Raw genomic sequence first — 11,900 nt, 5'->3', positions numbered from 1 at the left:
CATCCGACGCGAGGAACTCCGATGGGCTTCATGCAGGCATTGCGCGACCGCTGGCAGCAGGCGAACACGCTGGTATGCGTCGGGCTCGACCCCGAGCCGGCGAAGTTCCCGCCGCGCTTCGCCGGCGACGCGGACGCCGTGTTCGCGTTCTGCCGCGACATCGCGGACGCCACCGCCGATTCCGCCTGCGCATTCAAGCCGCAGATCGCGCACTTCGCCGCGCTGCGGGCGGAGGGCGCGCTGGAGCGCCTGATCGCGCACATCAAGTCCGCGCATCCGCGGGTGCCGGTGATCCTCGACAGCAAGCGCGGCGACATCGGCAGCACGGCGCAGCACTACGCGACCGAAGCCTTCGACCGCTACGGCGCCGATGCGGTCACGGTGAACCCGTACCTCGGCCGCGACGCGCTGCAGCCGTTCCTCGACCGCGCCGACAAGGGCGTGATCATCCTGTGCCGCACGTCGAACCCGGGCGCCGGCGAGCTGCAGGACCTGCTCGTCGCGGGGCGACCGCTGTACCAGCACGTCGCGGAGAAGGCGGCGATCGAATGGAACGCGCACGGCAACATCGCGCTGGTGGTCGGCGCGACGTGGCCCGAGCAGCTCGCGGAGGTGCGCGCGCTGGTCAAGGACATGCCGTTGCTGGTGCCGGGCGTCGGCGCGCAGGGCGGCGACGCGGGCGACGTCGTGTCCAACGCGAAGGCGGCGGACGGCACGGGCCTGATGATCAGCTCGTCGCGCGCGGTGCTCTACGCGTCGAACGGCGCCGACTATGCCGAGGCCGCGGCGCGTGCCGCGCGCGATCTGCGCGACGCGATCAACCGCCATCGCTGACGGCCGGACGCGTCGGGCACGCAGGGCAGTCTTCGGACGCGCCGCACGCCGGCTCGTTCAGCTTCGACGCCCCGGCGTGAGGACGGGACGCGCCACGCGTTGCTAGCGTCGACGGCATGTCGACCTCGCGCACGAAGATGATCCGCACCGTCCTCGCATTCGGCCTTCTCGCGGCGGGCGCCACCCCTGCGCTCGCACAGCAGGTGCCGGACGCCGCGACCGCTACCGAAACCGCGTGGACCTCGCCCGAATGGTGGGCCGACGTGAACGTCGCCTCGCATCATTTCGGCAGCGCCGACGAGTTCCTCGGCCCCGGCGAGCACTTCAACCAGTCGAACTACGGCGCGGGGCTGGAGTGGGAGTGGCGACCGCGTCATGGCGCGTCGATCGGCTATTACCGCAACTCGGTCTACGAGGACTCCTGGTACGCGCTGTACCACTACACGCCGCTGGCCCTCGGCCGCCACGTGCGCGTAGGCGCGATGGTCGGTCTGGTCAACGGCTATCCGGGCTACAACGGCGGCGACGCGGCGCCGGCGGGCGCGCTGGTCGCGAAGATCGAGTACCGCCGCATCGGCGCCAACCTGATCTACCTGCCGCACGTGCCCGGCTCGACGCCGAACACGCTCGGCCTGCAGCTCAAGTTCCGCCTCGACCGCTAGGGCGCCTGCGCCGGCAGGCCGAACACCTGCCGCAGGTAGGCGAGGTAGCCCGGATCGTCGCCCATGCCCTTGCCCGGCGAATCGCTGATCTTGGCGACCGGCTGGCCGTTGCAGCGGACCATCTTGATCACGATGCTGATCGGCGTCGGGCCGAGGTCGTTGGTGAGGTTGGTGCCGATGCCGAACGCCAGCCTCGCGCGGGTGCCGAAGCGGTCGGCCAGTGCGAGCACGCGATCGGCATCGAGGCTGTCGCTGAACACGAGCGTGCGCGTGCGCGGATCGATGCGATGGCGCTCGAAGTGTGCCATCACCCGCTCGCCCCAGTCGAACGGATCGCCCGAGTCGTGGCGCACGCCGTCGAAGAGCTTGCAGAAATAGAGGTCGAAGTCGCGCAGGAACGCGTCGAGCCCGACCACGTCCGACAGCGCGACGCCGAGGTCGCCGCGGTATTCGTGCACCCACGCTTCCAGCGCCGCCTTCTGCGAGTCGACGAGGCGCGGGCCGAGGGCCTGGAACGCCTGCAGGAACTCGTGGGCCATCGTGCCGTGCGCCACCATGTCGTACTCGCGCGCGAAGCCGACGTTGCTGGTGCCCGCGAAGCGGTCGCCGAGGCCGTCGCGCAGGATCGGCAGCACGCGCGCCTGCCAATCGCGCGAATAGCGCCGCCGCGTGCCGAAGTCCGACACCGTGCACGCCGGCAGCGCGCGCAGCCGCGCGATCTTAGCGTCGAGCCGGCGCAGGCCTTCGGCCTGGTGCGCGGGCGGCTGGTGGCGGAACCAGACTTCGTTGACGATCGCCAGCAGCGGCACCTCGAACAGGATCGTGTGCAGCCACGGGCCTTCAAGCTCGAGTTCGATGCCGCCCGATGCGCCCGGCACCGCCGCGAGCCGCACGTACTTCGCATCGAGGTGGAACAGGCCGAGGAAATCGACGAAGTCGGGCTTGATGAAACGCAGGCCGCGCAGGTAATCGAGCTCGTCATCGGTGAAGCACAGGCTGCAGAGCGCGTCTATCTCGGCGCGTATCTCCTCGACGAACGGCGACAGGTCGATGCCCGGCGTGCGGCAGCGGAAGCGATACGTCACCTGCGCGGCCGGATGCTGGTGCAGCACCGCCTGCATCATGGTGAGCTTGTAGAGGTCGGTATCCAGCAGCGACCGGATGATCATGGGCGCGATGCCCCGTCGGCGTCAGCGGCCTGCGATTGTCGACAACACGATCGACAGTGCGCGTGAAGCGAACCGCGCGGCGATGGCGAGCGCGACGGCCGCGCGCATCGGCGTACTGCGGCGGTCGGCCTCGAACTTCCGGAAGTAGCGCCAGAGCCCGAGGTGCTTGTGCCATTCGACGAAGAACGGCCGCGACCGGCTCGATACACCGCGCACGTGCACCACGCGCACGGCATTGGCGATCGCGACGGTGCCGCCGGCCTCGCGCACGCGACGGCACAGGTCGAGGTCCTCCGCATGCAGCCGATAGGCTTCGTCGAAGCCGCCGACCGCGTCGAACAGCGTACGCGGCAGCAGCATCAGCGCGCCCGACACGGCGTCGACGCGCTGCAGCGGCGTGCCGTCCGTCGTCAGCGAGAGGTCCGTGCCGCCGCCCAGCGCGTTCGCCAGCATCGCGGCGAAGTCCGGATCGCGCCGCCGCGCCGCCACATCGGCCGCGCCGTTCTCGTCGACCAGCTCGCAGCCCAGCAGCGCCGGCGCGATGCCGGCCGCGAGCGCGCGCATGCGCGCCAGCGTGTCGCGCTCGACCAGGCAGTCGGGGTTGACGAAGGCGATCCACGGTTCGTCCGCGGCGCGCGCACCCTGGTTGCAGGCCACCGCGAAGCCGGGATTGTCGGGATTGGCGATGAACTTCAGTCGCGGCTCGCTCGCGGCCACGCGCTGCACGATGCCGAGCGTGCCGTCGTCCGAGCCGTTGTCGACGACGCGGATGGCCGTCACGCCGTCGGCCGCGCGCAGGCGCTGCAGGCAGAGCTCGATCGTTTCCGCGCTGCGGTAGCTGACGACCACCGCGACGATGCCGTCGGCGGTCATGTCGATGCTCCGCGGCCGTCGCCGCGCCGGGCGCCGGCGGCCGTGTGCATGCGGCTCAGCGCACCTCGACGCCGGTCTTGCGCTTGTCGGCGCGGTGCAGCGGTTCCATCGCGCGGAAGCGCTGCGTGTACTCGTCGGTCAGGTTGCGCACTTCCTGCGGGTTGCGCACCACCGTCGGCGTGAGCAGCACGATGACCTCGTTGCGGTCGGTCTTCGACGTCTGCCGGCCGAACAGGCCGCCCACGACGGGAATCCGGCTCAGGCCCGGAATACCCGACGAGCCCTTGGTCACGCCGTCGCTGATCAGGCCGGCGAGCATCACGGTGTCGCCGCTCTGCACGGCGGTCTCCGTCTTCACCTTGCGAGTGTCGATGCGCACGTTGCCGTTGCGGTCGGCCACCGTGCCGGGCGAGCTCACTTCCTGCACGATGTCGAGGAACACCATGCCGTCGCGGGTGATGCGCGGCCGCACCTTGAGGATGATGCCGGTGTCGAGGTACTGCACCTGGCTGTAGGTCACGCCGCCCGTGCCGGTGCCGGGGTCGACGGTGACCGACGAGATCGGGATGCGGCTGCCGACGTTGAGCGTGGCCTCGGCGTTGTTGCGCACGAAGACCGACGGCGTCTGCAGCAGCTGCAGGTCGGTGACCTGGTCCAGCGCGTTGATCACCGCCGCGGCGTTGCGGCCGAGGAACGTCCAGGCGAGGCCCGGGTTCGTGACGTCGGCCGGGCGGATGCTGCCGCGCAGGTCGCCCCAGATGTTGCGGCCCGCGGCGTTGGGCAGGCCCGCGCCGCCGACGCTGGTCGGGTCGCTGACGGCCTGCTCGAAGAACCAGTTGACGCCGTACTGCAACGCACCGCTCAGCTGCACCTCGACCACCTGCGCCTCGATCTGCACCTGCATCGGCATCACGTCGAGCCGCTCGATCACGTCGCGGATCGAGCGCCAGGCCTGCGGCGTGGAACGCACCAGCAGCGAGTTGGTTTCGTCCACCGCCGATACGCCCACGCGCTGGCCGTCCACGTCGAGGCTGACGCTGCCGTTGCCGCCGGTGCGTGGATTGAGCGAGAGCGAGGAGGTCATGCCGGTCGAGTTGCCGCTGCCCTCGCCGGGTGGCGTGGGCGCGCCGCCGATCGACGCGGTGGCGCCGCTGTCGGTATCGCGCAGTTCCGCCGAGTTCAGCCCGGGCATCAGCGATGGCGCCGCGACGCTGTCGCCGCCACCGCCACGGCTGCTGCCGAACACTTCGGCGAGGCGGTCGGCGAGGTCCTTCGCCTTGATGTACTTGAGCTCGTACGAGTACAGCCGCGCATCGCCGCCCGCGCCGTCGATGCGCTCGAGCCACTGCTGGATGTCGTCGAGGTACGCGGCCTGCGGCGTGATCACCAGCACCGCGTTCGCGCCTTCGAGCGGAAGGAAGCGGAACATGCCGGCGACCGGCGACTTGCTGGTCTCGCCGAACACCTTCTCGAGGTCCGACACCACCGACGTCGCGCGCCCGGACTGCAGCGGGAACACGCCGACCGACATGCCGGCCAGCCAGTCGACGTCGAAGGTCTCGATGGTGCGCAGGTAGTTCTCGAGCTCGGCGCGCGTGCCCGCCACGGTGATGACGTTGCGGCCGTTGTCGACGTTGACGATCGCGTTCGGGCGCGCGTACGGCTTGAGGATCTTCTCCATCTCCGTCGCCGACACGAACTTCAGCGGCACGGTGCGGGCCTCGAAGCCGCGCGCGCTGGACGCCGACCCGGTGCGCGGCGCGACGGTGCCCGCGAGTGCCTGGTCGGCCGGCACGATGTTGTAGCGCCCACCGGTGTAGACCATGCGCGCGTTGTTCCAGCCGAGCACCATCTCGAGCAGGTTGAGTGCCTCGGCGGGACTCACGGGCTTGGGCGTGGCGAGCGTCACGGTGCCCTGCACGCCCGGCGCGATCACGTAGTTCTGCCCGAGCATGTCGCCGAGGATCGCCTTGACGACCGCCGGCAGCGACTCGCCCTCGAAGTTGAACGTCGCCGCGCCCGTACTGCCACCGAGCCGCGACGGCGGCGCGCTGGCCACGCGGCGGTTAATGACCTCGCCTGTGCCGCGGCGGATCTGCGCGCGCGGGCCTTCGGGCTGCGCGGCGAGCGGCGTCGTCACCACGTCGCCGGTCGCGGTGGTGGTCGTCGCGGTGGCGGAGGACGTGCCCGCCGTCGGGCCGTCCAACCGCCCTTCGCGCTTGACGCGCGGAACCGCGGGCGTAGCGCAGCCGGCCAGTAGCGAGGCGATCGTCAGCGCGACGGTGCCGTGGCGCAGGACGGGGCGAACGAGGGCGGAGCGGGACTGGATGCGCATGGGGGACTCAGCGGTTCGCGGGCGGGGTCGGCGACGCGACCGTGGCGGGCGGATTGGCGTTCGAGGCGCGCCGACGCATTTCCTCGCGGCGGGCTTCGATGCGTTGGCGGATCTGTTCGATCTGCGCGGGGTCGGGCGCGGCCGAGGCGTCGGTGGCGGGCGGCGCGGGGGTCGGCGCGGACTTGGGCACCGGCATCGGGCTGCCGGTCATCGGCGCCGGCATCGGAGGGGCGGGCGGGATCGAGCCCGGCGGCGCGGGCGCGGGCGCGGCGCCGCCGTCGTACACGCGCAGCGCGAGCTCCTTGCGACCGCCGGGGCCCTCGAACACCGCGCTGCGCGGCTGCAGCTCGACGAGGTGCCAGTTCGGCTGCGAATCCGGCGCCTCGCCCACTCGCACGCGCCAGGCCTCGCTGCCGTCGGGCTTCTGCACGATCGCCAGCCGCGCCTGCGGCGTGATGAGCACGCTGGTCAGCACGAGGTCGAAATCCGGCGGCGTGTCGGCCGCGGCGGTGCCGGTGACCAGCGAGAACGCATGCGGGCGGCGATCCGTGGCGAGCAGCGGACGCGCGCTGATTTCGCCGTACTGCGCCAACGGCCCGAGCGACCGCCCGGCCGTCGCCTTCGGCAGCGTCGGCAGCGGACTGCCCGCGATGGCGCCGCCGCGGCCTTCCGGCAACCGTCCGCCCATCCCGGCCAGCGCCAGGATCCAGGCGGCGACCGCCCAGGCGGCAAACGCGCCGGTGAGCAATGTGCGCGGCGCGATGTCGTCAAGGCGCATCGGGACCTCCGGACGGCGGTGCTGCCGGCGTCCCTGGATCCGGCGCGGGTGCGCGCGTGGGCGGCGGCATGCGCACCTCGGGCGCCGGCGCGCCCGGCGTGCCGGTAGCGGTCGGCGCCGGGCCGGGCATGCCGGCGGGCGTCGTGGCGGTGGGCATGGCGCCCTGCGGCAGCGCCGTCGGGGCGGGCATCGGTGCGGCGACCGGCGCGACCGCCATCGGCGCGCCCTCGACCGCCGTGCCGGCCGGGCGCAGGTAGCCGACCAGATCGAAACTGACGTCGAGCCCGCCGTCGGCGCCGCCGGCCTGCGCGTCGCCGAAGAAGCGTTGCGCCAGCAGATTGAGGTTCTCCACGAACAGACGCGGCGTACCGGTCTCGATCGAATGCAGGACGGCCGCGAGCTCGGGCGTGCCGCAGCGCAGGCGCACCTGCACCGCGACGCGCGTGTAGGGCTCCTTGCCTTCGATCTGCAGCGGCGAACGGTTGCTGATCTGGCAGCTGCGGTTGCCCGGGCTGGCCTGCCCCACCACCGCCTCCAGGCGTTGCACGAGCCCCGCGACGGCGAGTTCGGAGGTCGCTTCGGGCAGGAAGCCCGGCTGCGTGGCGAGGCGCTGCTGCGCGTCGCGCAGGCGAACCTGCACGGCGGTGGCCTGGTCGAGTTCGGCGCGAAGCCGTGCGTCGCGCTCCTGCAGTTGTTCGATGCGCGCGCCGACCTCGCGCATCGGCACGGTCCACCACGGGTGCACCAGCACCGCGTAGGCCAGCGCCAGCACGACGAGCAGCACGCCCAGCGCGATGAGTCGCTCGCGTGGCGTCACGGCTGGGTTCATCGCGCGGCTCCCGCGGCGGCGGCCGGTGCGTGACCGAGCTCGGCGGTGAGGGTGAAGCGATCGCGGCCCGTGGCCGGATCGGGCTGCACCGCGCCGGACAGCGCCGGCGAGCGCCACAGCGGCGAGCCCTCCATGCGCCCCACCAGCGCGGATGCCTGGTTGCTGAAGCCCACCAGCGTCAGCTGGTCGTCTTCCATCGCGAATTTCTCGAGGTACGTGCCGTCGGGCAGGCGGCGGGTGACCTCGTCCATCACTTCGATCGTGGTCGGCGACTCGGCGCGGCGTCGATCGAGGAAGGCCTGCCCGGCGACGAGGTCGAGCAATGCCTGACGCTGCTGCGCGGCCGCACGCGCCGGCCGCGCACGTGCCTCCACCGCGGCCTCGAGCGCGTCGGCGGCTTGGCGGCGGTTGTCGAGCACCGACACCAGCGTCGCCGCCAACGCCACCACGCCCACGGCGGCGAGCACGCGGTTCCAGGTGCGCCACGGATCGCGCTGGTGGCGACGCGCGGCGGGGTCGAGCAGGTTCGCGCCGCGCGGCAGGCCATCGGCGTCGAGCACGTCGATGCCGGCGAGCCGGCCGGCGAGCGGCCCGAGCGCGGCCAGCACCGGTTCGGCGCGGACGCGCGGCGTGGCGACCAGTTCCACGTCGAGCTGGCCGTCGGCGCGCCGGCCGAGCAGACGCGCGTCGTACATCACGTCGTCGGCGGCGAACGGCGTCTGCCGGTCGATCTCGAAACGCACGACGTCGCGCAGGCGATCGGCGGCGGCGGCGGGCAGCGCGAGCCGTCGCACCAGCACGCTCGTCGCGGGCAGCACCAGCCAGCGCGGCAGGTCGACCGCGGCCGGGCTCAGCACGGCGGCCAGCGGATCGTCGCCCGGCATGTCGTCCAGCGCGGGCAACGCCCCGAGCTCGTGCAGCACGCCGTCGCGCTGCAGGCGCAGTTGCACGTCGCCTTCCTCGCGCGGGGTGAGCAGCAGGCGACCGCGGTCGACGCCGAGCGCGCGGCGCATTCGCAGCGGCAGCCAGGCGGCGAGCGCATGGCCCCACCAGGCGAGCAATCCACGCAGGCTCGTGGCCTGCGGTCCGAGCCGCGCGGCCAGACGGCCGAGGCCGCGCATGCGGCCCTCGAGAACCGAGGTCATGGTGACGGCATCCCCTCCTCCCAACGCAGCGGCGTATAGGCCATGCCCGGGATGGCGCTGCCCCCGGTTCGTACCACCGCGCCCAGCGTGGCGACTCGTCCGCCGCGGAGCCGGGCCCGGCTCTCGATACTATACGTTCCGCTTCCGAACGCCTGCAGGCTTTCCCCGCCCGGAACGCCCGGCAACGGCTGCCCACGCGTCGGGTCCCAGGCCTCGCGCCGCGCCACCAGCGCCGCGCCGTCCATGCCCATCGCGGTGAGCACCGGCGCACCGGCGTACGCGGCCTCGGGACGGACACGCCCACTGAACACCGTGAGGTACGGCGCCAGGCGCGCGTAGTCGTCGCCGGTGAAGCCCAGCACCTGCAGCAGCTCGGCCGGGCTTTCGAAGTCGGCGTCCTTGGCACCGTACGAACGGCCCGCGCCGCTGTAGTCGCCGTCCTCGGCGCCGCCGGACGGCTGCGTCATCGGGTCCGGATCGCGCCAGTCGATGATCGCGCCGGCGAGCTTCTCGGCGCGCGGACGCTCGATCCCGACCGCGACCATCAGGCCCGTCAGCAGCGTCGCATCGGCGTGGTTGAGATCGACCTTGCCGTCCTCGTCGACGATGCGCACCTCGATGTCCGCATCCGCGAAGCTCCAGCGGTACGGACGACCGTCGGGTCGCCACTGCCGCCGCGGATCGGGCGCGGCCACGCGCGTCATCGCGTACTCCAGGCCGGCGCGCGCCGCCTGGTCGGCCTGCACGCCGTCCACGAGGGCGTGGCCCTGCAGACCCTCGGTGCGCGCGGCGAGCGAGAACGCGCCGACCAGTGCGATCAGCAGCACCATCAGCCACAGCACGAGCAACAACGCGGCGCCACGTGATCGCTTCATCGCGCGGCTCCGGTGGCGTAGGCCGCGGCCAGCCGCGGCGCGACGGTGAGCAGCGGCCACGGCCGGCCGTCCGCGCCAGTGATCTGGATCTCGACCAGCAACGGCAACTGCTCGACCGCGGTCCACGTGTCCTTCCACTCGCCCGGCGCGCCGTTCTCGCCCAGGCCGCGATAGCGGAAGCGCACCGCGCGAACGCCGTCGGCCAGCACTTCGGGCGCGCGATCGGCGACGGGCGGTTCGCCCGCGGGCTCGACGACGGTGAGGCCCAGCGTCAGCCGCACGCCCTCGCCCGACGGCATGCGCTCGACGCGCAGATCGTGCAGGCTGGGACCGCCGCGGCCGATGTAGCCCGGCAGGTCCGAGACGAATCGCATGTGCGCGCCGTCGCCGGTGAAGCGCGTGGGCAGCCCGCTGGCGCGATCGACCTCGAACGACACCGCGCGCGCGCCCGCGATGCGGCGACGCAGGAACCCTTCGACGGCGCGGATGTGCTCGCTGGACGCCGCGAGTTCCTCGCCGCGCCGCGCGGCCTGGGTCGCGCCGGTGATCGTCGCGAAGGCGAGCGTCAGGCCCATCGCGAGCAGTACCGTCGCGATCAGCACTTCGACCAGCGTGAAGCCGCGCGCGTGCTTCACGGCCGCGCACTCCCGGCGTTGGGCGGCACGAGCCGCAGCGAATGCAGCGAATAGGTCTCCGCGGCGCCGCCGTCGCCCCAGCGCATCGTGAGGTCGAGCGCGAGCAGCACCGGCGCGTTCGGATCGACCGGCCGGCCGGCCGCCGCCTCGAAGCGACGCACCTGCAGCTGCCAGTGGTAGCGCCCGTCCTCGAGCTGGCCGTCGCGATCGCCTTCGCGCAGCGGGCCTTCGTTCTCGACGCGATCGAGCACCGACTGCGAGAGCAGCGCCGCGCGTCCCGCGTCGGCGGACCAGCGCACCTGCCGCGTCGAGTTGGTGAGCGTGCCGAGCAGCAGCGTGAGCGCGAGCGCGAGCAGGCCGAACGCGACCACCACTTCGATCAGCGTGTAGCCGCGCTGGCCTCGCATCAGCGCGACGCCTCGCCGCGCGCGAGTTTCACTTCGCCGGTAAGCCAGGCGACCTCCACGTTCCAGGCCGCGCGCTCGCGCGACAGCTGCACGCGGCCGCCGGTGGAGGCACCGTCGGCGAAGAACAGGATCGCGCCCTGTCCGGGCGAGGGCTGCAGCTCGCGCGCGCCGGTGAAACTCACGCGCAGCGTGTCGGGAATGTCGCCGTTGCGGTCGGCCGCATGCCAGGCATGCGCGGCCGGGTCGATCACGAATCGCTGCGTCTGCCCGGTCGTGATCGCGCGCGTGCGCGCGTAGCGGAGCTGCGACGCGACCTCCTTCGCCGCCGAGCGCAGCTGCATGCCCTTGAAGCCGCCACTCATCGCGGCCGCGGCCAGCAGGCTCATCACCGCGATCAGCACGATCACGATGATGATCTCGATGAGCGAAACGCCGCGCGCGCGGCCGGCGGCGGGCGATGCCGTCGGTCGCGCGCGCCGGTTCATTCGTTGCGGAGGTCGGCGTCGTAGCTCGTGCCGCCGGGCTTGCCGTCCTTGCCGAGGATGATCACGTCGAAGGCGCGGCCTTCGTCGCCCGGCGCCTTGTAGGCGATCGGATTGCCCCACGGATCCTTGAGCTCGGCTTCCTTCGCGTACGGCCCGAGCCAGCCGGTGCTGCCCTGCGGCTGCGCGGCGAGGTCGCCGAGCGCGGTCGGGTAGCTGCCGACGTCGGATTTGTACTGGTCGATCTTCTGCGCGAGCGTCATTACCTGCGACTTGGCGAGGTTGGCCTTCGCGCGGTCGGCGCCACCGAGGATGCGGCTGCCGACGAAGGTCAGCACGATGCCGATCAGCACGATGACGATGATGATCTCGATCAGGCTCATGCCGCGCTGCAGGGCGCGGCCGGCGGGCGAGCGGGTCAGGGAACGATTGCGCATGGCGGCTCGACTCGAGGGAGAGCCCGCATGTTTACCAAAATCGTGACGTGAAGCGGCGATTCCGGCCGGATTGTTCAGCTTTTTCCGTGGCGGGCATGGGGATCGACCGCAGCGGGCGGGTGCGGTTCCCGTCGGCATCACGGATCGCCGATGAGCTCGTGGGGGAAGCGCCGAGGGTGCGGACGGTTCGATGCGGGAGGCTCGGCCGTTCCGGAGCCGGCGCCGTGGGCGTCCGGCGATGCCGCGTGTTTCCAGGTCGCGCGGGAGCCCGTGGCGACCTCGCGCCTGCCGCGCTTCGAGTTCCGGCCGGCCGCAGCGCGGCGGGCGTTCGGTCACGCCACGCGGCAGTGCCGCGTCACGCGATCCGGGTTGACCTTGCGCCTGCGTTTCTTCGAACTCCGGCCCGGCGCAGCGCGGCGGGCGTTCGGTCACGCCACGC

General features: G+C 72.4%; 12 protein-coding genes and 1 pseudogene. 2 read left to right on the top strand and 11 right to left on the bottom strand.

Features of this window, described 5'->3' with window-relative positions; genetic code table 11:
* Nucleotides 1–21 precede the first annotated feature (21 nt).
* A complete protein-coding gene (gene pyrF, locus E4F61_RS06285) occupies nt 22–834 on the top strand; it encodes an orotidine-5'-phosphate decarboxylase (RefSeq protein ID WP_133478820.1) in 813 nt (270 codons plus the stop codon).
* A gap of 116 nt (nt 835–950) precedes the next feature.
* Nucleotides 951–1,496: a hypothetical protein gene (locus tag E4F61_RS06280; RefSeq protein ID WP_133478819.1), complete on the top strand. Its 546-nt coding sequence runs from the start codon at nt 951–953 to the stop codon at nt 1,494–1,496.
* Here the strand turns inward: E4F61_RS06280 and pncB are convergent.
* From pncB to gspG, 11 genes and pseudogenes are all read right to left on the bottom strand, one after another.
* Nucleotides 1,493–2,665 carry a nicotinate phosphoribosyltransferase gene (pncB, locus tag E4F61_RS06275; RefSeq protein ID WP_133478818.1) on the bottom strand — a complete coding sequence of 391 codons (1,173 nt, stop codon included), beginning with the start codon at nt 2,663–2,665 and terminating at the stop codon, nt 1,493–1,495. The genes E4F61_RS06280 and pncB overlap by 4 nt on opposite strands.
* Before the next feature lie 21 nt (nt 2,666–2,686).
* Nucleotides 2,687–3,538: a glycosyltransferase family 2 protein gene (locus E4F61_RS06270; protein WP_133478817.1), complete on the bottom strand. Its 852-nt coding sequence runs from the start codon at nt 3,536–3,538 to the stop codon at nt 2,687–2,689.
* A gap of 55 nt (nt 3,539–3,593) precedes the next feature.
* Complete coding sequence (gene gspD, locus E4F61_RS06265) at nt 3,594–5,873, bottom strand: type II secretion system secretin GspD (RefSeq protein ID WP_133478816.1); 2,280 nt, start codon at nt 5,871–5,873, stop codon at nt 3,594–3,596.
* Nucleotides 5,874–5,880: 7 nt separating this feature from the next.
* Entirely contained in the window at nt 5,881–6,651 is a 771-nt protein-coding gene (locus E4F61_RS06260; protein ID WP_133478815.1) for a hypothetical protein, read from the bottom strand.
* 178 nt (nt 6,652–6,829) lie between these two features.
* Nucleotides 6,830–7,480: pseudogene (gspM, locus tag E4F61_RS06255) on the bottom strand (type II secretion system protein GspM); the annotation flags it as partial.
* Nucleotides 7,477–8,601: a PilN domain-containing protein gene (locus E4F61_RS06250; protein ID WP_133478853.1), complete on the bottom strand. Its 1,125-nt coding sequence runs from the start codon at nt 8,599–8,601 to the stop codon at nt 7,477–7,479. The gene E4F61_RS06250 and the pseudogene gspM, both read right to left, overlap by 4 nt.
* A 20-nt stretch (nt 8,602–8,621) precedes the next feature.
* Nucleotides 8,622–9,500 carry a type II secretion system minor pseudopilin gene (locus E4F61_RS06245; RefSeq protein ID WP_133478813.1) on the bottom strand — a complete coding sequence of 293 codons (879 nt, stop codon included), beginning with the start codon at nt 9,498–9,500 and terminating at the stop codon, nt 8,622–8,624.
* Nucleotides 9,497–10,135: a prepilin-type N-terminal cleavage/methylation domain-containing protein gene (locus E4F61_RS06240; protein WP_133478812.1), complete on the bottom strand. Its 639-nt coding sequence runs from the start codon at nt 10,133–10,135 to the stop codon at nt 9,497–9,499. Before E4F61_RS06240 ends, E4F61_RS06245 begins: the two co-directional genes overlap by 4 nt.
* Nucleotides 10,132–10,542, bottom strand: coding sequence for a type II secretion system protein XpsI (xpsI, locus tag E4F61_RS06235; protein ID WP_133478811.1), 411 nt, complete (start codon nt 10,540–10,542; stop codon nt 10,132–10,134). The genes E4F61_RS06240 and xpsI overlap by 4 nt, the downstream gene beginning before the upstream one ends.
* Entirely contained in the window at nt 10,542–11,027 is a 486-nt protein-coding gene (gene xpsH / locus E4F61_RS06230; RefSeq protein WP_133478810.1) for a type II secretion system protein XpsH, read from the bottom strand. Before xpsH ends, xpsI begins: the two co-directional genes overlap by 1 nt.
* Nucleotides 11,024–11,461, bottom strand: coding sequence for a type II secretion system major pseudopilin GspG (gene gspG / locus E4F61_RS06225; protein WP_133478809.1), 438 nt, complete (start codon nt 11,459–11,461; stop codon nt 11,024–11,026). Before gspG ends, xpsH begins: the two co-directional genes overlap by 4 nt.
* Nucleotides 11,462–11,900: the final 439 nt, after the last annotated feature.

This window comes from Cognatilysobacter segetis, assembly GCF_004359965.1.
GTDB classification, from domain to species: Bacteria; Pseudomonadota; Gammaproteobacteria; order Xanthomonadales; family Xanthomonadaceae; genus Cognatilysobacter; species Cognatilysobacter segetis.
This window is presented reverse-complemented; position numbering and strand designations above follow the sequence as displayed.

Bases quoted from the DNA above. Each gene is read 5' to 3' on its own strand.
- pyrF (WP_133478820.1), top strand. From the start codon at position 22: ATGGGCTTCATGCAGGCATTGCGCGACCGCTGGCAGCAGGCGAACACG.
- E4F61_RS06280 (WP_133478819.1), top strand. From the start codon at position 951: ATGTCGACCTCGCGCACGAAGATGATCCGCACCGTCCTCGCATTCGGC.
- pncB (WP_133478818.1), bottom strand. From the start codon at position 2,665: ATGATCATCCGGTCGCTGCTGGATACCGACCTCTACAAGCTCACCATG.
- E4F61_RS06270 (WP_133478817.1), bottom strand. From the start codon at position 3,538: ATGACCGCCGACGGCATCGTCGCGGTGGTCGTCAGCTACCGCAGCGCG.
- gspD (WP_133478816.1), bottom strand. From the start codon at position 5,873: ATGCGCATCCAGTCCCGCTCCGCCCTCGTTCGCCCCGTCCTGCGCCAC.
- E4F61_RS06260 (WP_133478815.1), bottom strand. From the start codon at position 6,651: ATGCGCCTTGACGACATCGCGCCGCGCACATTGCTCACCGGCGCGTTT.
- E4F61_RS06250 (WP_133478853.1), bottom strand. From the start codon at position 8,601: ATGCGCGGCCTCGGCCGTCTGGCCGCGCGGCTCGGACCGCAGGCCACG.
- E4F61_RS06245 (WP_133478813.1), bottom strand. From the start codon at position 9,500: ATGAAGCGATCACGTGGCGCCGCGTTGTTGCTCGTGCTGTGGCTGATG.
- xpsI (WP_133478811.1), bottom strand. From the start codon at position 10,542: ATGCGAGGCCAGCGCGGCTACACGCTGATCGAAGTGGTGGTCGCGTTC.
- xpsH (WP_133478810.1), bottom strand. From the start codon at position 11,027: ATGAACCGGCGCGCGCGACCGACGGCATCGCCCGCCGCCGGCCGCGCG.
- gspG (WP_133478809.1), bottom strand. From the start codon at position 11,461: ATGCGCAATCGTTCCCTGACCCGCTCGCCCGCCGGCCGCGCCCTGCAG.